Source organism: Thermostichus sp. MS-CIW-23, from assembly GCF_054059455.1.
In genome coordinates this window covers 21075-39350 of sequence record NZ_JBSSCC010000018.1, presented here as the reverse complement: position 1 = coordinate 39350, position 18276 = coordinate 21075, and the positions used below count along the sequence as shown (strand labels likewise).

The 18276-nt window shown below is 59.8% G+C and carries 17 protein-coding genes; 7 read left to right on the top strand and 10 right to left on the bottom strand.

The window, feature by feature from the left end:
* Nucleotides 1–133: 133 nt before the first annotated feature.
* Together ACVW0B_RS08105 and ACVW0B_RS08100 are read left to right on the top strand one after the other, a co-directional pair.
* On the top strand, nt 134–1318 hold the full coding sequence (locus ACVW0B_RS08105; RefSeq protein WP_457491416.1) for an NAD(P)/FAD-dependent oxidoreductase: 1185 nt from the start codon (nt 134–136) through the stop codon (nt 1316–1318).
* Between the two features lie 97 nt (nt 1319–1415).
* Nucleotides 1416–2387: a GDP-L-fucose synthase family protein gene (locus ACVW0B_RS08100; protein ID WP_041436472.1), complete on the top strand. Its 972-nt coding sequence runs from the start codon at nt 1416–1418 to the stop codon at nt 2385–2387.
* Here ACVW0B_RS08100 and ACVW0B_RS08095 read toward each other — a convergent pair.
* The 3 genes from ACVW0B_RS08095 to ACVW0B_RS08085 form a co-directional block, all read right to left on the bottom strand.
* On the bottom strand, nt 2384–3121 hold the full coding sequence (locus ACVW0B_RS08095; protein WP_414383324.1) for a DevA family ABC transporter ATP-binding protein: 738 nt from the start codon (nt 3119–3121) through the stop codon (nt 2384–2386). The two genes, ACVW0B_RS08100 and ACVW0B_RS08095, sit on opposite strands and share 4 nt — an antisense overlap.
* Before the next feature lie 221 nt (nt 3122–3342).
* Nucleotides 3343–4527 carry an ABC transporter permease DevC gene (gene devC / locus ACVW0B_RS08090; RefSeq protein ID WP_457491415.1) on the bottom strand — a complete coding sequence of 395 codons (1185 nt, stop codon included), beginning with the start codon at nt 4525–4527 and terminating at the stop codon, nt 3343–3345.
* Between the two features lie 9 nt (nt 4528–4536).
* Nucleotides 4537–5688, bottom strand: coding sequence for an ABC exporter membrane fusion protein (locus tag ACVW0B_RS08085; RefSeq protein WP_457491414.1), 1152 nt, complete (start codon nt 5686–5688; stop codon nt 4537–4539).
* A 294-nt stretch (nt 5689–5982) separates the two neighbouring features.
* Here ACVW0B_RS08085 and murC point away from each other — a divergent pair, with 294 nt between their 5' ends.
* The 3 genes from murC to ACVW0B_RS08070 all read left to right on the top strand — a co-directional run bounded on the left by murC (nt 5983) and on the right by ACVW0B_RS08070 (nt 8851).
* Nucleotides 5983–7458, top strand: a complete 1476-nt coding sequence (gene murC, locus ACVW0B_RS08080) for a UDP-N-acetylmuramate--L-alanine ligase (protein WP_457491413.1) — start codon at nt 5983–5985, stop codon at nt 7456–7458.
* 29 nt (nt 7459–7487) lie between these two features.
* Nucleotides 7488–8474: a UDP-N-acetylmuramate dehydrogenase gene (gene murB / locus ACVW0B_RS08075; protein WP_457491412.1), complete on the top strand. Its 987-nt coding sequence runs from the start codon at nt 7488–7490 to the stop codon at nt 8472–8474.
* Between the two features lie 110 nt (nt 8475–8584).
* On the top strand, nt 8585–8851 hold the full coding sequence (locus ACVW0B_RS08070) for a hypothetical protein (protein ID WP_414342676.1): 267 nt from the start codon (nt 8585–8587) through the stop codon (nt 8849–8851).
* Between the two features lie 49 nt (nt 8852–8900).
* On the opposite strand, the gene ACVW0B_RS08065 is transcribed toward ACVW0B_RS08070, so the two are convergent.
* Nucleotides 8901–9551: a cadmium resistance transporter gene (locus tag ACVW0B_RS08065; RefSeq protein ID WP_457491411.1), complete on the bottom strand. Its 651-nt coding sequence runs from the start codon at nt 9549–9551 to the stop codon at nt 8901–8903.
* A gap of 4 nt (nt 9552–9555) precedes the next feature.
* The gene (locus tag ACVW0B_RS08060; protein WP_457491410.1) at nt 9556–9918 is read right to left on the bottom strand and encodes a hypothetical protein; all 363 of its coding nucleotides are present in this window, start codon (nt 9916–9918) and stop codon (nt 9556–9558) included.
* Between the two features lie 52 nt (nt 9919–9970).
* Between ACVW0B_RS08060 and ACVW0B_RS08055 the strand changes: the two genes are divergently transcribed.
* Nucleotides 9971–10780 (top strand): DUF3598 family protein, encoded by an 810-nt coding sequence (locus tag ACVW0B_RS08055; protein WP_457491409.1) that lies wholly within the window; start codon nt 9971–9973, stop codon nt 10778–10780.
* Here the strand turns inward: ACVW0B_RS08055 and ACVW0B_RS08050 are convergent.
* A complete protein-coding gene (locus ACVW0B_RS08050; protein WP_457491408.1) occupies nt 10746–11552 on the bottom strand; it encodes an alpha/beta hydrolase in 807 nt (268 codons plus the stop codon). The genes ACVW0B_RS08055 and ACVW0B_RS08050 overlap by 35 nt on opposite strands.
* A 41-nt stretch (nt 11553–11593) precedes the next feature.
* Nucleotides 11594–12367 carry a ZIP family metal transporter gene (locus tag ACVW0B_RS08045; protein WP_011433177.1) on the bottom strand — a complete coding sequence of 258 codons (774 nt, stop codon included), beginning with the start codon at nt 12365–12367 and terminating at the stop codon, nt 11594–11596.
* A 329-nt stretch (nt 12368–12696) separates the two neighbouring features.
* Between ACVW0B_RS08045 and ACVW0B_RS08040 the strand changes: the two genes are divergently transcribed.
* Complete coding sequence (locus tag ACVW0B_RS08040) at nt 12697–13707, top strand: DUF7933 domain-containing protein (RefSeq protein WP_457491407.1); 1011 nt, start codon at nt 12697–12699, stop codon at nt 13705–13707.
* A 1-nt stretch (nt 13708) separates the two neighbouring features.
* Here the strand turns inward: ACVW0B_RS08040 and ACVW0B_RS08035 are convergent, their stop codons facing one another.
* The 3 genes from ACVW0B_RS08035 to ACVW0B_RS08025 all read right to left on the bottom strand — a co-directional run bounded on the left by ACVW0B_RS08035 (nt 13709) and on the right by ACVW0B_RS08025 (nt 18081).
* Entirely contained in the window at nt 13709–14716 is a 1008-nt protein-coding gene (locus ACVW0B_RS08035) for an aspartate-semialdehyde dehydrogenase (protein ID WP_457491406.1), read from the bottom strand.
* The gene (gene aroB / locus ACVW0B_RS08030; RefSeq protein WP_457491405.1) at nt 14695–15876 is read right to left on the bottom strand and encodes a 3-dehydroquinate synthase; all 1182 of its coding nucleotides are present in this window, start codon (nt 15874–15876) and stop codon (nt 14695–14697) included. The genes ACVW0B_RS08035 and aroB overlap by 22 nt, the downstream gene beginning before the upstream one ends.
* Nucleotides 15877–15978: 102 nt before the next feature.
* The gene (locus ACVW0B_RS08025; protein WP_457491404.1) at nt 15979–18081 is read right to left on the bottom strand and encodes a tetratricopeptide repeat protein; all 2103 of its coding nucleotides are present in this window, start codon (nt 18079–18081) and stop codon (nt 15979–15981) included.
* Between the last annotated feature and the right edge of the window lie 195 nt (nt 18082–18276).

The following is an 18276-nucleotide window of genomic DNA, read 5'->3' as shown; positions in this document are numbered from 1 at the left end:
GACTCAAGGAAGCCCTTTGTGAGTTCCGCTTCAGCCAGTACCGCCACCAGTGCGGATCCGAGTTCTGCTGCGCTCGCTACCCCAAACTGAGCCTCTTTGCCGCAAGATGAGGTTCAGGGCAAAGAGGGAAGTGATGGCCAACTACGACTGGATTCTGATCGGCGGTGGGATTACCGGGGCAGCCCTAAGCTATGAACTGGCCCGCCAGGGGGGATCCGTTCTGCTGATGGAGAAAGATGGAGTGCTGAACGGAGCAACCCGCTACAGCTACGGGGGCTTGGCCCATTGGGCGGGCAAAACGCCGCTGCTCAAAGCTTTGGGGGAAGAAGGGATCCAACGCTACCGCACCCTGTCAGAAGAGCTGGAGGCAGATATTCAATTTCGCGAGCTGGATCTGCTCATGCCCATTGCCCCCGGCTACGATGCAGAGGCCGTTGAGGCGGATCTGGCCGACTGTCGCATCCCACCCCGGCGGATTTCGGTGGCGGCAGCCTGCGAGCTGGAGCCGCTGCTGGATCCGGCCGCTCTGGAAGTAGTCCTCTGGGCTCGGCATGGCCACATCAACCCCTTGTTGACGGCGCTGGCCTTTCAAAAAGCCTTTCAACGATTGGGGGGATCCCTCTTGATCGCAACAGCAACGGCCCTGCGGCGGCAGGGAGCGCGCATCACGGGCGTAGAGTCCGGAGCCGACTGCTACGGAGCAGGCCAAGTGGTGGTGTGCGCCGGCGGCTGGACACGGGCTCTGTTGCGCCAAGCGGGAATCCGGGTGCCCATCTACTACACCCATGCCGAATCCCTGGAGCTGGAGCCCTCGGATTTGCAATTGAAAGCGTTGGTGATGAGCGTGCCCGTGCAACGCTTGGAACTGGAACGACAAGCCGCCCATCCCGATCGGGATCCCCTTTGGGACGAGCCAGGGCACGAGCTTTGCCCGCCGATTCTGGATGCCGGGATCCTGCAATTTGTAGATGGCAGCATTCGCATGGGCCAGATCAGCCGGGTATTGACGGATCCCCATGCCGAGGTGGATGCAGCCGCCAGCGAAGCCCAGATCCGGGCACAAGCCGGTCGCTACCTGCCCAAGTTGGCCCACCTGCCTGGACGGTGGTATCACTGCTTGGTGGCCTTCAGCGCTGATCACCAGCCTCTGGTGGGATCCCTGCCCGGCTGGGAAGGCTTACAACTGTTTTCCGGCTTCAGCAATCCCCTGCCCATCCTGCCCGCTTTGGCCCGTCGCTTCGCCCAACAAGCCTATGGACAAGCGGATGAATGGATCCCTACTCTGTCGCCGGCGCGGTTTGCCCAGGTTTTGAGTTGATGCCTTGCCTATTCTCGATGACCATCGCCAACAAGTCTGGAATACGGCTATCCTGTCTGCAGCATAATGAAAGCCGGAAGTTCTCTGCGTCGGATCTATGCCCAACAGCTTGCCCAGCTCCGTCGATCTCAGCCAGAAGCGCATTTTGCTCACAGGGGGCAGCGGCTTTTTGGGCAAACATGTGCTGCAACAGTTGCAGGTGCTGGGGGTAAAGCCGGAGCAGGTGCGCATCCCGCGCTCCCGCACCCAGGATCTGCGCCGTTGGGAAGTCTGCCAAGAGGTGGTGCAAGGGCAAGATATCGTCATCCATTTGGCCGCCCACGTGGGTGGCATCGGCCTCAACCAAGCCAAGCCGGCAGAACTCTTCTACGACAACCTCATCATGGGATCCCAGCTCATCCACGCCGCCTATCTGGCCGGGGTGGAGAAGTTTGTCTGCGTGGGCACCATCTGCGCCTACCCCAAGTTTACCCCCGTCCCCTTCAAGGAAGAGGATCTCTGGAACGGCTACCCGGAAGAGACCAACGCCCCCTACGGCATCGCCAAGAAAGCCCTGCTGGTGCAACTGCAAGCCTACCGACAGCAGTACGGCTTCAACGGCATCTACCTGCTGCCGGTGAACCTCTATGGCCCGATGGACAACTTCGACCCCGAAAGCTCCCACGTAATCCCGGCTTTGATCCGCAAGGTGCATGAAGCACAGCAACGGGGCCAAAACTATGTCGAAGTGTGGGGGGATGGCAGCCCCACCCGCGAGTTTTTCTACGCTGAAGATGCGGCCCGCGGCATTGTCATGGCCACCCAGCTTTACGACGGGGCGGATCCCTTGAACCTGGGCACCGGTGAAGAGATCTCCATCCGGGATCTGATTGCTCTCATCTGCGAGCTGATGGAGTTCCGGGGAGAGATCCGCTGGCAAACGGACAAGCCCAATGGCCAACCCCGCCGCTGTCTGGATGTCTCCAAGGCCCGAGAGAGGATGGGTTTTGTGGCCAAAGTCGGCTTGCGGGAAGGGCTGCAGCGCACCATCGACTGGTACCGCCGCCACGCCTGCTCTGGGCAAAGCTAGGCAACCCCTTGGCTCTCCAGCCGGCCATCCTCCATGTGCAGCACCCGATCCGCGATGTCCAGGATGCGGTTGTCGTGGGTCACCATGAGGATGGTGCAGCCCTGCTCCCGCGCCAGCTTCTCCATCAGGGTCACCACCTCGCGGCCCGACTTACTATCTAGGGCTGCCGTGGGCTCGTCCGCCAGCACCAGCTTGGGATGGCTAACCAAGGCGCGGGCAATGGCCACCCGCTGCTTTTGTCCGCCGGAAAGCTGTTCCGGGTAGTAGTGGACGCGATCCCCCAGGCCCACCGCCGCCAGCATTGCTTCCGCTCGCTGCTGGGCTTCCTGAGGAGAGAGGCCGTTGTGCAGCTCCAGGGCCATGCGCACGTTTTGGGCTGCCGTCAGGGATCGCAGCAGGTTATGGGCCTGGAAAATGTACCCGACCTGGCGGCGGATTTGAATGAGAGTACTGGGCTGAGCTCCCCGCAGCTCCTGTCCCAACACCCGCAAGCTGCCCTCCTGCACCGAGCGCAAGGCCCCCAGCAGCGTCAGCAGGGTGGTTTTGCCGGAGCCGGAAGGGCCAGTCAGCAGCACGATCTCCCCTGGCTGCAGGGCAAAGCTAATGTCGAAGAGAATCTGCTTGCGCAGGGATCCCTCGCCGAAATAGTGGTTTACACCTTCGGCTTTCACCACTGGCTCAACGGCATTCTGGGCAGAAGCAAGGGCAGCTTGATCGAGAAGAGGAGTCAGCATAGGAAACTCAAAATCTCAAAACTTTGCGTTGACAACTCATTGACCACTTAGGCCGTCATTTGGAGCGTTGAGATGAGACCATTTAGAAACCTTTGGCCGGAGAGCGTTGATGAGGATCCCAGAAGTTTTTAGACAGCCTAGCTCAAACCCTTCACCATCCATCCAGCACCCTTTGACAGACTATTGCTCAACACCCTAGCGCTTCACCCACAGCCAAAACTCTAGAAAATGTCGGCAGGATCGGCTGCCCGCAGCCGTCGCACGGCAATCGCTCCTGAGATGAAACACATGCTCACCGCCAGCCCCAGCACCAGCACTGCCCGGTTGAAGGTCATGGCAATAGGCAGCAACGTGGCATTGGCCGTCAAATCGTAGAGCAAAACCGACAGGGCAAAGGCAGGAATGTACCCCAAGCCGGCCAGCAGGAGCGCCTCCTGAAATACCACCCCCAGCAGGTAGGTATCGGTATAGCCCATGGCTTTGAGAGTGGCATATTCCGCCAGGTGATCCGACACATCGGTGTAGAGAATTTGATAGACAATCACAATGCCGACAATAAAGCCCATGCCCACCCCCAGGCCGAAAATAAAGCCGATGGCTGTGCCCTCTTCCCAGTAGGTTTGCTCCATATCGATAAACTCCGCCCGTGAGAGCACCCGCACATCTTCCGGCAGCAAAGCCCGCATCTGCCGCACCAAGGGATCCGGATCCACACCCGGCTGGAGTTGCACCACGCCGATATCCACTAGGCCGCGCCCCCGCTGCGGAAAAGTGCGCAGGAAATTGAGATCGCTGGTGAGAATGGTGCCGTCGGCTCCAAAGGTGGCCCCCATCTCAAACAGGCCCCCCACCTGGACGCGGCGGTTTCCCACCTCAGTAACCACCTCTCGCCCGGACTCAAACCACTCTGGGATGGGGCCAAACTCGCTGCGGGAACGGCGGTCAAACAGCACCACGTCCGCCTTTTTGATCTCTTCCAGCTTGTCCGGTGTTAGTTCCGGCAAGTCCAACAGATCAGCCGAGGGATCCACTCCCACCACGAAAATGCTGCGGGTACGGCGGGTCTCCGGGTTTTTCCAGAGGGCAAAGCCCACATAGACAGGCGAGATGGCCCGCACCCCCTCAAAGCCCAAAGCCTGATAGAGTCGCCGCTGGGAGAAGGTGTTCATGGCAATCAGGGCGTTGGACTGAGGGCTGACCAGGAAGATCTCTCCCTTCAGGGCCACGTGGAAGCGGATGGCACTTTCCAGCAGGCTGTCTTGGAAGCCCAACTGCATGAACATCAAGATGCAAGCAAAGGCAATGCCCGCCAGGGCCACCAGCAGGCGGATCTTCTCCCGCGTCAACTGCAGCCAGGCCAACGGGATCCGATGGGCGATAAAAGCCACACTGAACAGACTGTACATGGGCTGAGCCTACCCCTCGACATCGATGGCCACATTCACCTGCAGGTTGGTCAGGCCAGCCACGCGGGCGCTGCTCTCCGGATCCAGGCGGATATACACCTCTACCACACGGGCATCCACATCGGCAGCTGGGTCGGTGTTGAGCACATCTTTCTTGCCAATCTGCAGGCCTACCCGCTCCACTCGGCCCTGCAGGGTTTCTGGCAGAGCGCGGTTGCTAATGGTGGCCTGCTGGCCTGGCCGAACCCGCAAGATGTCTGTTTCGTAGACCTCGGCCACCACCATCATTTGGTCAGTGTTGCCCAGCTCGAGAATGCCCTCGCCGGCGGGGATGACCTCTCCAGGGCGGGTGTGGATCTTGAGCACCTGTCCAGCACGGGGAGCGCGGATGAGGGTGCGCTCTAGGCGAGCTTCTGCCAGTTCCAGATTGCGGGCCAGGGATCCCAGTTGGACTTGGGCTTGGGCCAGACTCAGTCCCGCCTCGGCAGCTTGGACTTGGGCTTGGGCATTGAGCAGATCCCGCTCACGGGCCAGGCGCAGTTGGCTCAGGGTGGCTTCGGCAGCCCGCAAGTCCTCCTGTCGTTGCCGCACCAGCAGCCGGCGTTGATCCAGCTCTTGTTGCGAGATTGCTCCTTCCTGCCAGAGCTCCTGAAAGCGGGCCAGATTGGCCTCGGCATCGGCCAGTTCTGCCCGGATACGTTCCACCACCGCTTCCTGGGAGCGGATTTGCATCTGTTGCGGCTCGTCCAGACGGCTGAGGCGGGTGCGTGCCTCTTGGATTTGGGCCTGACTGAAACGGGTCTCGGCCTGAAACCGGGCGCGGGCCTCTTGAAGTTGGGCGGCAGCGTACTCTCGCTCCGCCAACCGCTCGGCGTAGCTTTCCAAGCGGGCCAGCACTTGGCCTGCCACCACGCGATCCCCCTCGGCCACCAGCAGCTCTCCCAGCCGTTCTCCGGGGGAACCGGCAATGCGCAGCACTTCCCCCTCCGGCTCCAGGCGACCCAAAGCACCAACTTGCAGAGGCAGCCGCATTTCCACCGTTGCCTCTGCACTTCCCGATACCGACTGTGTGGCTCCCTGTTGGCTCAATCCCAGCCATGCCAGACCGGCACAACCAAGCAGCCCGACTCCTGCCAGCGACCAAAGCGCTCGTGGGTTCATGGCCTTTTACCCGCTGTGGCTTTGCAGACGACAAACGCCGCCTCTTTTTCTTAAACAAGTGTAAAGTTTTTGGGATGAAAATGTCCAGCTGTATTCTGTGTTGCTTGTGCTCACCGTATTTTCACCCCCTGTGGGTTCCCCAAGGTGCCGGCAGATCACGGCAACCGGTGGGGCGCAGCCTACCTAGCTCTGGGGATTCCTGATATGATGTGGCCTGTTCGAACCTGTTTGTAGTCAGCAGAACGCAGTCCTTTTTTTGGAGTGTGGCGGTTTTAGGAGTGGGGTGGAGTTGCGATGGTGGAAACAGTTGGAGGAGGGGATCCCATCCCGCCGTTGCCGGTTCCGTCTCAGCCTCTGCCCCTGCATTTGGATCCCTTAAATCCCTTTCTGTCCACCTATCACTTTGTGGGCATTGGTGGAGTGGGGATGTCGGCTCTGGCCTATATTCTGGCTAAGCAAGGGTTTCGCGTTTCCGGATCCGACATTGTCGCCAATGGCCGTACCCGCCGCCTGGAAGCTTTGGGGGTGCGCTTCTTTCAGGGCCACAGCTTGGAGGGGTTGGTCGGGGATCCGCAGGTGGTCTATTCCAGCGCCATTCGCCCCACCAATCCAGAATTGGCCGCTGCCCTGGGCAAAGGATTGACGGTTTGGCATCGGGCGGACTTGTTGGCGGCTCTGTTTAACCATCGCTCCGGCATTGGGGTGGCCGGCACCCACGGCAAAACCACCACCAGCAGCATGATCGGCTATGTGTTGCTCTCGGCGGGCTGGGATCCCACCTTGATTATCGGCGGGGAAGTGGATGCCTGGGATGGCAATGCCCGTCTGGGCAAGGGGGAGTATTGGGTGGCGGAGGTGGATGAGTCGGATGGATCCCTGGTGCGGCTCTATCCCAAGATTGGGGTGATCACCAACATTGAGCTGGATCACCCCGATCACTACGCCGATTTGGGGCAGGTGATCCGGGCTTTTCAACAGTATGGGCAGCAAAGCCAAACCCTGGTGGCCTGTCTGGACTGTCCCAACGTGGCGGCTCACCTGAGGGTGGATGTGGGCTACAGCCTGACCGGTCATCCCCAAGCCCAGTACCAAGCTCGCCAAATCCTCTACACTGCCAGTTTCACCTGCGCCGAGATTTGGGAAAGGGGATCCCTGCTCGGACAGCTTCGCCTACAGGTGTTGGGATCCCACAACCTCAGCAATGCCCTGGCGGCGGTTGCCGTTGGGCGACAGTTGGGCTTGGAGTTTGCGGTGATTGCCTCAGCTTTGGCGCAATTTCGGGGGGCGCATCGCCGCTTTGAGCACAAGGGGGAAGTGGGTGGAGTCACCTTTATCGACGACTATGCCCATCATCCCAGCGAGATTCGAGCCACCCTGCAGGCAGCACGGCTACAGCAGCGGCGGGTGGTGGCGGTATTTCAGCCCCATCGCCACAGCCGCTTGGCTGCCCTGTTCCAAGATTTTGCCCGCTGCTTTGGGGAGGCGGACGTGGTGGTGATCGTGCCTACGTATGGAGCGGGAGAGCCGGCGCCTGAGGGTTCCGACAGCTTGCGCTTGGCCGTGGCGGTGGCGGAGCACCATCCCCATGTGCGCTATGTGTCGTCTTTGCCGCGATTGCCGGAGGTGTTGCCGTCCGTCCTGCACCCTGGAGATCTCGCCGTTTTTTTGGGCGCAGGGGACCTAAATCAGCAGATAATCGCTACGATGCGGGCATATGCGGCTCAGGTGAGGGAACAGCCTGGGCAAGCCAAAAATCCAAACTTCAGCTGAAAAGATAGCTGCTTCTGAGGTATTGAATCATGACGACGGCTCCGGTGGTGCCTCAGCGGGACGGTTCCTGTGAGTCTGAGGCGGCAAGTCTTACCGCTGAAGACAGGCTTCTCCCCCGCGGGCCGGCGGCTCTGCTATCTGGACGAATTCAATCGGGGATCCCGTTGGCTCCTCTGACCACCTTTCGTGTGGGCGGCAAGGCCGAGTGGTATTGTGAGCCCCGTAGCCATCTGGAGCTGCAGCAGTGTTTGGCTTGGGCGCGAGCAGAAGGGATCCCCACGACGCTGCTGGGGGCAGGTAGCAATCTGCTCATCAGCGATGCGGGGTTGAAGGGGCTGGTGATCGGTACCCGCCGTCTGCGCGGGATGCAACTGTTGGCGGGGGGGAGAATGTGGGCCGCTGCCGGAGAGCCTTTGGTCAATCTGGCGCGGGCAGCCGCCAAGCAAGGCTGGAGCGGTTTGGAGTGGGCCATCGGGATCCCGGGCACGCTAGGGGGAGCCGTGGTGATGAATGCGGGTGCCCACGGACGCGCCATGGCGGATGTGCTGGCGGAAGTACAGATTTTGGATGAGGAGCAGGAGCCCTGCCGCCTAGAACCTGCCGATCTGCAATTTGGCTATCGCCGCTCTCGCCTACAGGACTCCCCCTGGACGGTGACAGGAGCGACGCTGCAGTTGATCCCAAGCAGGGATCCGGCCCAGGTGCAGTGGGAAACCCAGCGCTACCTCAACCAACGCCTAAGCTCTCAGCCCTATCATTTGCCCAGTTGTGGCAGCGTCTTTCGCAACCCAGAGTCTCACCCTGCCGGCTGGCTAATCGAGCAGGTCGGCTTGAAGGGGTACCGCATCGGTGGGGCCCAAATTTCAGAGCGCCATGCCAACTTCATCCTCAATTGCCATCAGGCGAGTGCCAAGGACATTTACCGCTTGATTCGCTTGGCCCAGGAAAAGGTCTATCAACAATGGTCGGTGCTTTTGGAGCCAGAAGTGCGCATTCTGGGATCCTTTGAGGATTAGAGGAGCATTGGGCAGACAATTTGGACTGTTTTCTTTTGGTGATTTTGATGATTCTGCTCTTAAACTGTTCTTACCAGCTTAGATGCTCGTCGATTCTTTCCTATCGGCTTATGAGTCAAGATGTAGCCACTTTACGTCGTTTAATTCAACGGCTCAATCAGTCCCACACCACTGCGGAAGAACGCCGCTATTTGGTGGAGATCGGCAGCCTGGCTGCTTTGCTCACCCCAGAAGAGGCTGCCGCTTTGGCCCAAGATCCCAAGCAACTCACCGCCGAGCAGCACTATCGCATTTGGGACTGGGTGCATCGCTGGGAACGGGAGCACCGCCACGAAGATCTGGACTGGGATCCCTCCCTAGACCGACACAACGACTAGAACTCGAAAGAATCCCGTCCCGCTATCACGAACAAATCCCGGCCAGAGTCTAAGACAAAAGCCATCTCCAAGTCTCATTTTTGAACAGGATCCACACCCCCAAGCCCATGAGAATCCAGGGCACCCAGTGTTCTGTCCGTTCCGTTAAAACCTTCGCCACTGCAGGCTGCATCGTCAGTTTTTGAGCCATTGCAAACCACAATCCCTTCATCAGAAAAAAGATTGTGGCAAAGAGGGCCAACTGGAGAGGGGTGCTGCCGGCAAACAAAGGAACGTACAGGCTGACATTATCTCCGCCGTTGGCAAAGGTGAAGAGCATGGACATCAGAACTGGCGAGGGCAAAAGGATCGGCCAAGCCTTTTGGGTTGGGCGCTCTCGCAACTCTTCCAACTCTTTTTCCAAGGTTTCTTCAGGTTCAGGTTGCCACAATTTCCAACCGCCTACCGCAATCGGGATCACCCCCAGCAGCCCAATCGCAGGTGGCGGCAACAGCAGGCCCCCCAGGTATCCCAGAGAGCTGAGCAGGATCAACCCTGCCAAGCCCAAGTAGCCTCCCAGCCAAATGTGCCAGCCCTTCCACAGGGGTTGCAGCTGCGCCTGGGCAAACAACAGAACCAGCAAGAAAAAGTCGTCGATATGGGTGGCAACAAAAGCGAGGATCCCTTCGACTAAAGTTGCCCAGAAAATTGCCAGCGGCATAGGGTTAAGAAATGGGGAAGATGGCGCTGATATCGACGAGGTGAAACTGAAGCAGCCCAACAATTGCCGAAGTATAGGCGGTAGAAGAAGCCAGCCCAATCAAGAGATCGCGTTTCATATTGCGGGGTTTCTCGCCTTTCTCGACGACATCCGTAGCGCCAAACTGCATCATGAGAATGCCTATCAAGTTGGAGAGCCAGTACCCCACGAGGGTTCCGCCCAAAAACCACTGTGGCTGCCACAGGCTACACAGGTAGCCCAACCCATAGGCAATCGGCAGGTTGAAAAACAAGTCATTCCACCAGGAAAGGGGAGACAGCATAAACCCCAAAACCAGTAAAATGCCACCTCGGAGCTCCTTCCCCATAGGTCTTGCTCTCCAGCGTTACGTCCTCACAATCTTAGCTTCACATTGCTTCATGAAAACCCAAAAACAATGTCTGGCTCTCCACCTGGGAGTGTGGCACGGTCTCTTCTCCAACTATCGACCCACCGCCGGCGGCTGGGAGCTGGGGGGCCAAAAGCGCAGCCTCATCACCTTTGAGGCCTTGGCTCCATCCTCTTCTTCAGGAAGTCCGGCGGCAGGGAGCGCGATCCGCCAAACCAACGCCTACTACCCCCTACAGGGATCCCCCACTCCCGAAAGCTCCCAGAGCTGGGTCTACCAGGATTTCTCGCCGGGATTGCGCTTTTTCCCCGATGGATCTTTTTCCAATGGGCGGCTGCAACTGGCGCCGTTTAGTGATTTTGCCGTCGAGCAGGGCTTTCTCTGGAGGGATCGCAAGGCGCGGCTGGTGCAACAGTGGGATGTCCAAGGTCGTCTGGTAGAGGTAACCGCGATCCTGGAGCGGCGCGGCCAAGCTTTGGATCCCGTTGCAGACTGTGCACCCCTGAGCAGAGAGCAGCTGAGGGCCTGCCTCCAGGGGAGATGGCGGGGGATCGCCCAGAGCTTTGCGGTTGCCGAGGGCCGGTTTGCCGAAACCGAGGTGGACTGCTCGGGGGCAGAGTGGTTGAGCAACTGGGATCCCTTGCCGGGAGGGCTGTGGATTGGCGGGCCGGATCCCTTGCCCATCCCCACTGCCCAGCGGGATCGCAGCTTTTCGGTAAGCCTGAGCTGGTTTCCGCAGCCGGAAGACTGCCATTGTCTCTTGTGTTTGATCCGGGACTACGATGCCCGCGGTGCTTGGCAGCGGGTTACGCTGATCCGGGCGCAGAGGGATCCCGTTTGAGAAAGGCGCAAACCTGGTCAAACACCGTTTCCCGCTCGCAGTCCAAAGTGAGGATGTGGTCGGAGTGCTCCAGCCAATGCAAGATCTTCTCCTCGGATCCCAGCTCTTGATAGAGCCACATTGCCTGGTCGGGGTCCACCACCATATCTTGGCGGGATTGCAGGATCAGGGTGGGAACCCGGATGCTGGCCACTTCCCCCTTGACCCGCTCGATGAGCTCGAGGGCGCTGCGCACTGCCGACAGATTAAAGCTGCGGAAATAGGCCGTTCTTTCTGCCAAGGCTCGAGCGTCCCCATCCCGAATCGGCAAGCTGAGGCGGGGCACCTCCTTCAATAGCCAACCCAGGCTGTTCAGGTACTGCTCAGGGCGAAAAAGATAGTACCAGCGGTGGCGAATGGCGAAAAATGGCGCCAGCAGCACCAATTTATGGATGGGATGGGCAAAAGCCAGGTGCAAAGCCAGCAGACAGCCGGTGGAAAAGCCCACCAAGGAAACGCGGGGATACTCCTGCTGCAAAGCCAGATAATGCTCCAAAGCCCGCCCGTACCACTCCGTCCAGCGGGAAGGGGGCATGTGGGCAGACCGGCGGTCGTGTAAGCGATGCGGAGCACTGTCATGGCCGGGATAGTTAAATCCCTGCACCGTCAGGCCAGCCGCCAACAGCCGCTCTGCCAGCCATTGCAACTCGTAAACACCGCCCCCCAATCCATGTAGCAGCAGACAGGCGTGTTCCCCTGCTCCTCGCCACAAAAAGGGTTCGTTACTCAACATAAAAAATAAAACTCCGTTCCACTTCGCGACGGGATCCCTTGCTAGCCCAAGGTGATATCCAGCAACATCATCACCACAAACCCACTGATGACCCCAAAGGTGCCCTCCCGCTCCAACCCCTGCCGGTGCGACTCAGGGATGATCTCATCGGAAATGACAAACAACATCGCCCCCGCCGCAAAAGCCATGCCCCAGGGTAGTAGGGGCTGCGCCAGAGAGACCACCGTTGCTCCCAGGATCCCGCCGATGGGCTCCACCAGTCCGGTCAGCAGGGCGATGCCAAAAGCGAACAGCCGCGAGTACCCCTGGCCCACCAGTGACAAAGCCACCACCAGCCCTTCTGGCATGTTCTGCAAGCCGATCCCCAACGCCAACGCCAACCCATCGCCGACTTGGCCGGTAGCGAAACCCACTCCCACCGCCAGTCCTTCCGGGAAATTGTGCAGGGCAATGGCAATGATGAACAGCCAAATCCGCTTCAAATGGGCGCGGTTCTCCCCTTCAACCCCTTTGAAAAAGTGCTCGTGGGGAAAAAAGCGGTGGGCACTCTCCAGGAAGATCGCCCCCAACAACAGGCCTGCCACCATCACCACAGCCGCCCCAAATGGGGAATACCCCAGCGCCATGGCTGCCTCGGTGCCCGGCACCAGCAGGGAAAAAGAGGTGGCCGCCAACATCACCCCACCCCCAAACCCCAGCAGGATCCCTTGTACCCTTTCGGAGAGCGAGGGAAGAAAAAGGGCCGGCAAAGCCCCCAGCCCCGTCGCCAAGCCGGCGATAAAGCTAGCCAGGGATCCCATCGCGATTGGATGCACAAGCCCCTCTCCACAAAGGCCGAATGCTTCTCAATTCTCCTCCCTTTCCAACGTTGTGTGAACATTGCTGGCTCGAGCGGCATAGGCGAGGTTCTGAAAGTTGGCTTGGAGCGCCAGATTTTGTGCTTACAAGCAAGGTACCTAAGAGCAAGTCTGAAGGAGCTATTCCCTAGTTGGAGTTTGCCAGCTAAGCCAAGGTTTATTACAATAATTGTGAATTGCCTCGGCACAGAAGCGTCCTGAACAGCAATTGGACTGGAGTACACTGCAGCAAGACAGGTCGATAAAAACTAAAGTCAAGTCCGATAGTGATGAGGAGTGAGAGAGCGATGAAGAAAAAAGCAGTTACAACTCTTGTGGCCTTGAGTCTAGGAGCGGCCTGTCTAGGACTGACCGGCTGCGGTGGCGGCGGAAGCGGTGGGACGACAGTGACTACACCTACACCGACTCCAACTCCGACACCTACGCCGACTCCAACTCCGACACCTACGCCGACTCCGACACCCACGCCGGGTGCCCCGACTTTTGCCAAGGCATTTAGTTCTACCTCGGTCTCGCTGGCTTTTGGCTCCACTCCCAAAACAACTCTGACCTACACGATTACCAACACAGCCGCTCTGCCGCTGACTGGTCTAGCTTTTTCCGACACCTTGCCTAACGGTTTGGTCATTGCCAGTCCCAATAACCTGAGCGATGGCTGTGGGGGGACGGTGATAGCTTCACCAACAACCACTTCCATCTCGTTGGTCAACGGCTCATTGGCAGCCAACGCTAGCTGCACCATCAGCCTGGATCTTCAGGTTACAGCCACGACAGCGGGATCCCTGACCAGCCCCGCGGTAACCCTGAGCAACAACCAAGGGCTCAATGCCACCGCTGCTGCTATCAGCTTAACGGTAACGGTGCCAGCTCCCACCTTTACCATGACCTTTTCTCCCAACCCGTTTGGCCCATCCATGGCTCCCGGTATCGGCACCGGAATGTTGATGTTTACCATCACCAACAGCGCAGCCATTCCATTGACGGGCTTGGCCTTTAATCACACCTTGCCGGGAGCGCCGTTTTCTGGTTTGCAAGTTGCCGCTGCGGGGACTTCTACTTCGTGCGGCTCCCCCACTCTCGAACCCCCGCCGCCACCGCTGCCTACGAACACCATTAAATTCACCGGAGGATCAGTAGCCCCAGGACAAATTTGCACAGTGGCCATCCCTGTACAAACAGCGGTAACTTTGCCATTACCCGGTGACTATGATTACCCCAACTCCCCGGTGACGTTGAACAGCACTCAGGCTGCCCCTGTTACAGCGGGGCCAGTAACCTGGAGAGTTAAGCTCCAGTGAATTAGTCCTTCAAAAGCAGCTCGGCAATTTGAAGGGCGTTGAGGGCCGCACCTTTGCGGATTTGATCCCCGCATAGCCACAGCTCCAGGGCCTTGGGCTCGGAGATGTCCTGGCGGATGCGGCCCACGGCCACTGCGTCCTTGCCGGCCACGTCGATGGGCATGGGAAAGCGGTTCTGCTGCCAATCTTCAATGAGCACCACCCCAGGGGCCTGGGCCAGGATTTGCCGGGCTTTTTCCACAGGGAAGGGCTGTTCAAACTCTAGATTGAGGGCCTCGGCGTGGGTACGCAGCACCGGCACCCGCACACAGGTAGCTGTCAGCCGCAGGTTGGGGGATCCCATAATCTTGCGGGATTCGTTCACCATCTTCATCTCTTCCTGGCAGTAGCCGTTCTCTTGCAGGGGACTGTTGTGGAGGAAGAGGTTAAAGGCAATGGGGTAAGGGAACACCTGGGGCGGAAACGGCTGCCCCTGCAGGTAGGCGCGGGTTTGTTCTTGAAGTTCCTGCATGGCTCTGGCCCCAGCCCCGCTGGCGGATTGATAGGTAGCGGCCACCACTCGGCGCAGGGGGATGTGGCGATGCAGGGGGTAGATGGCCACGCACATTAGGATGGTGGTGCAGTTGGGATTGGCAATGATCCCTTGGTGACGGAAGGCTTCCTGGGGGTTGACCTCCGGCACCACTAGCGGAACATTGGGATCCAGGCGAAAGGCGCTGGAGTTGTCAATCAGCACCGCCCCCGCCTCGACGATGGGCTTGGCCCAGGCTTTGGAAACACTTGCTCCGGCAGAGGCCAGCACCAGATCCAGGCCCCGGAAGGCCGCTTCTGAAACTGGTTCCACCGGGATCCGCTCCCCCTTGAAGGTCAAATAAGTGCCCGCTGAACGGGGCGAGGCCAAAAGCTTGAGGTCGGCTACAGGAAAGTGGCGCTCTTCCAATAGCGTCAGCAGCTCCGTCCCTACTGCTCCTGTGGCCCCCAAGATGGCTACCCGTTGTTGCCGTGCCATGCTTTCTTGTCCTTAGGTTTTCCTAATTCTAGGGTTCCAGAGGTGGCTGTAATCGAGGCCAAAGCAGCCTGCACCTCTGCCAGCTCGACTTGATCGGTCAGCTCGGCCTGGCCGATGCGGCGGGGCAGAACGAAGCGAATCCGCCCCTGTTTGACTTTCTTGTCGGCCTGCATCGCCTGCAGCACTGCCTCCCAAGGGATCCCGGCGGGCCATCGGCTGGGCAATCCTGCTTTTTCGATCAGGTGTCGTTGCCGTTCGGCTTCAGCGGCGCTCCACCACCCCAGGCGGCGGGCGATCTCCCCGGCAGCTACCATGCCGATGGCGACAGCTTCTCCGTGCAGATAGCGGCGGTAGCCGGTGGCAGCTTCTAGGGCATGGCCGAGGGTGTGGCCGTAGTTGAGGATGGCCCGCAGGCCCGCTTCTTTCTCGTCCTGCTGCACCACCCAGGCTTTGCACTCGGCACAGCGGCGCAGCAGGTAGTGCAAGTCTGCGGGAGTAAAGTCGGTATAGCGGCTCAGTTGGGGTCGATCTTCCAAAAACTCAAATAGGTCGGCAGCCTGAATCACGCCGTATTTGATCACTTCTGCCAAAGCCGAAGTAAACTCCCGTGGGGGCAGAGTTTTCAGCACCGTCGGGTCAATCCACACCAGGCGCGGCTGATAAAACGCCCCAATGAGGTTTTTCCCGCCAGGATGGTTGACACCGGTCTTGCCACCAATGGCCGCATCCACCATGGCCAAAAGTGAGGTGGGCACCTGCACAAAAGGGATCCCGCGCAGCCAGGTGGCGGCGGCAAACCCCACTATGTCGCCAATGACCCCCCCTCCTAGAGCCACCAAGGTGGAGGAGCGCTCCAGGCCAAAGGCTAGGGCGGCGTCGTAGATCTTGGCCACCGAGCGCAGGGTTTTGTAGCGTTCGCCGGCAGGCAATAGGCAGAGGTGGGCGGCAAACCCCGCTTGTTGCAGCCCCTGCAGCAACTTCTCGGCAAAGTGTTTGGCAATGCCGGGATGGCTCACCACCAGAGCCTTGCCGGAAAGCCCTCTAGCTCGCATTTGGGATCCCAGCTGGATGAGGCTGTGGCCAGGGGGGCCTTCGGCAGACTGGAGGAGAATATCGTAGGAGCTGTGGGGAAGCTTGACAGGGATCAGATAGGGATCCATGCGTGTCGGTGCTGAGGGGGTGGGATCCAGTGTGGCATGTTCTGCTCCCGTCGGCGTGCTGCAGGCACTGTCCTTGGGAGTTTGAAAGCCCAGGGGATCCTGCTAGGGGTTGGGGTCAACCGGCTGCGGTTGGGGAGTGAGGGTTTCCAATTCCGGCAGAGCCATTCCCGCCGGGGAGGCCGAGTCTTCTTGGGCCAAATCCTGCAAAGCAGCTTGGGCCGGCTGAAATTGGGGATCCAGCTCCAGACAGCGCTGCAAGCTGGCCTGGGCGGCTTCTCGCTGGCCGGCGCGCAGTTGAATCAGCCCCAGGGTGTGCCAAAAGGCGGGCCGCTGCGGATCCAGGTGCGTGGCCTGTTGGGCGTCTGCCAGAGCAGGTTCCAGCTTCCCCAGTTTCAAGGCTTCCCAGGCGCGGTTGTTGAGGGCCACAGCATCTTCTGGGGTGAGCTGCAAAACCCGCGAGTAGGCTTGCACAGCTTGTTCGGGATCCCTCAGCTCGCTGTAGATCAACCCCAGGGCAAACCAGCCCCAGGGATCCCGTTCGTTGAGGCGGAGCATCTGCTGGCAGGCGGCACGGGCTTCTTCCAGCCGGCCCAGGCGCCGCAGGCCGGTGATCTGGCCAAACCAGCAGGCAGAACTGCCGGGACGCTGCTGCACCAAGCGCTGGAAATGCCGTAGGCTGGCCTCATATTGCCCCAGCTCCTGCTGAGCTACCGCCAAGGCATAGCGGGCTGGAAAGTGCTCCGGCTTGATCTTGAGGGCTTCCTCGAAGTGGATACAGGCTTCTTTCAGGTAGCCCAATTTCTGGAAGGCCACACCGCGGGCGTACCAGCTTTTGTAGTTGTCGGCATCGTAGCGCAGAGCGCGTTCTAGGGCCTTGCTGGCCAGCCGATACTGCCCCAAGCGCAGCAGGGCCACCCCCAAGTTGTGCAGGGTGATGGGATCCCGGCGACGCAGCCGCAGCGAGCGCTTGTAACACTCGACAGCCGAGCGCAGCCGGTGGCAGTGGAAGAGGGCATTGCCTTGGTAGCGCCAAACCCGCGCACTTCTGGGGTTGAGCTTCAAAACCCGCGCAAAACTAGCCGCTGCCGAGCTGGGCCGCCGCAGCCGTCGCAACACGATCCCACGGGCCAGCCAGGTGCGGGGCTGCTTGGGGTTGTGGCGCAGCGCTTTGTTCAGGCTGTTCAGGGCCAGCTTCGACCGCTTCAGTTGCAGCAGGCGGATGCCGCGGTTATGCCAGGCCAGAGCATCTTCCGGGTTGCTCTCCAGCACCTTGTCGTAGTTAACCACCGCCGACTTGTACTGCCCCAGGCGCCCCAGAATCAGGGCCAGGCGCAGCCGGGTTTCTTCGTCGTAGGGGTTGATGCTCAGGGATCCATTGTAGCTGTCCACCGCCTCGCGGTAGCGGGCCAGCTGCACCAGCACATCCCCACGGCGGCTCCAAGCCAGGGCGAAGTTGGGATCCATGTTCAGAGCCCGGTCGTAGGCGGCCAGGGCTTCCGTCAGGTTGCCGCGGCGACGCCAGTCTTCCCCCCGCTCGAATTGGATGTCGGCACTGTTCCACTGAAACAGCCGCTGAATGAACTGCAAAATGGCGATCTGACGCGCTCCTTCTTCTGGCGTGGCGGAGGGGGTTTCGCCTGTGGCAATGCGCAGGATGGCCATCTGGATGGCCCGCAAAAAGGCCTGAAATCCCTGCACCTCTTCATCTTCCAGGGACTCTTTCCCCTCACGGCGGCGGTATTGCAGCCGGAACCGCTGCAGATCCCCGGGGGCAGGGAAGCTGGGATCCAAAAAGTGCATTAGCTCCAAGGCGCGGTACTCAAACAGCACCGGATCCTCTTCTGAGCCAGTAAAATCCAGCAGGGGCGCCTCTTCCAGGGGGCGGGGTAGCTCAGTGGGGGTGTGCAGCAGCGTCAGCAGGCGCTGGTTTTGTCGTGCCGGGGCATGGGGAAACCCGCTGTACAGCTCATCCCTTGGCCAGGGATCGGCAACCCACTCTGGAGAGGCCACCACTCCCACCCAACGGCATTGTTCGATGGCCAGTTGCAGCTCCAGCTTGCGGTTGTCCCCCGGCTGCAGCATCCAGCGGTCAAACCAGACTTTGAAACCCTCGCGATCCAGCCGCTCCGCCAGTTGACGCGCCCACCGGGCTTGCTCTCGGTGGTAGCGCAAGAAAAGGTCGAACTTGTAATGCTCTGAAGACATGAACGCCCGCTCGCTGCTCTTCTCCAGCTTATCTTCGCGTTATCGCTGCGCGATGCTTTCACAAACGCAAACGCATTTGCTCCCCATCGGGTCTGGGGCAAGGAGCAAACCTGATGCTAGGCAACGCTTCCGCTCGATTGGTTCTGAATGGCGATGATGACCGGACAGCGATAGGCGATAGTTGGTGCAGGGCTT

Excerpts from the sequence above, each read along its gene's own strand:
- ACVW0B_RS08105 (WP_457491416.1), top strand. The coding sequence starts at position 134 with ATGGCCAACTACGACTGGATTCTGATCGGCGGTGGGATTACCGGGGCA.
- ACVW0B_RS08070 (WP_414342676.1), top strand. The coding sequence starts at position 8,585 with ATGAGTCAAGATGTAGCCACTTTACGTCGTTTAATTCAACGGCTCAAT.
- devC (WP_457491415.1), bottom strand. The coding sequence starts at position 4,527 with ATGTACAGTCTGTTCAGTGTGGCTTTTATCGCCCATCGGATCCCGTTG.
- ACVW0B_RS08040 (WP_457491407.1), top strand. The coding sequence starts at position 12,697 with ATGAAGAAAAAAGCAGTTACAACTCTTGTGGCCTTGAGTCTAGGAGCG.
- ACVW0B_RS08055 (WP_457491409.1), top strand. The coding sequence starts at position 9,971 with ATGAAAACCCAAAAACAATGTCTGGCTCTCCACCTGGGAGTGTGGCAC.
- ACVW0B_RS08100 (WP_041436472.1), top strand. The coding sequence starts at position 1,416 with ATGCCCAACAGCTTGCCCAGCTCCGTCGATCTCAGCCAGAAGCGCATT.
- ACVW0B_RS08060 (WP_457491410.1), bottom strand. The coding sequence starts at position 9,918 with ATGGGGAAGGAGCTCCGAGGTGGCATTTTACTGGTTTTGGGGTTTATG.
- ACVW0B_RS08065 (WP_457491411.1), bottom strand. The coding sequence starts at position 9,551 with ATGCCGCTGGCAATTTTCTGGGCAACTTTAGTCGAAGGGATCCTCGCT.
- ACVW0B_RS08050 (WP_457491408.1), bottom strand. The coding sequence starts at position 11,552 with ATGTTGAGTAACGAACCCTTTTTGTGGCGAGGAGCAGGGGAACACGCC.
- ACVW0B_RS08035 (WP_457491406.1), bottom strand. The coding sequence starts at position 14,716 with ATGGCACGGCAACAACGGGTAGCCATCTTGGGGGCCACAGGAGCAGTA.
- murC (WP_457491413.1), top strand. The coding sequence starts at position 5,983 with ATGGTGGAAACAGTTGGAGGAGGGGATCCCATCCCGCCGTTGCCGGTT.
- ACVW0B_RS08085 (WP_457491414.1), bottom strand. The coding sequence starts at position 5,688 with ATGAACCCACGAGCGCTTTGGTCGCTGGCAGGAGTCGGGCTGCTTGGT.
- aroB (WP_457491405.1), bottom strand. The coding sequence starts at position 15,876 with ATGGATCCCTATCTGATCCCTGTCAAGCTTCCCCACAGCTCCTACGAT.
- ACVW0B_RS08095 (WP_414383324.1), bottom strand. The coding sequence starts at position 3,121 with ATGCTGACTCCTCTTCTCGATCAAGCTGCCCTTGCTTCTGCCCAGAAT.
- ACVW0B_RS08025 (WP_457491404.1), bottom strand. The coding sequence starts at position 18,081 with ATGTCTTCAGAGCATTACAAGTTCGACCTTTTCTTGCGCTACCACCGA.
- murB (WP_457491412.1), top strand. The coding sequence starts at position 7,488 with ATGACGACGGCTCCGGTGGTGCCTCAGCGGGACGGTTCCTGTGAGTCT.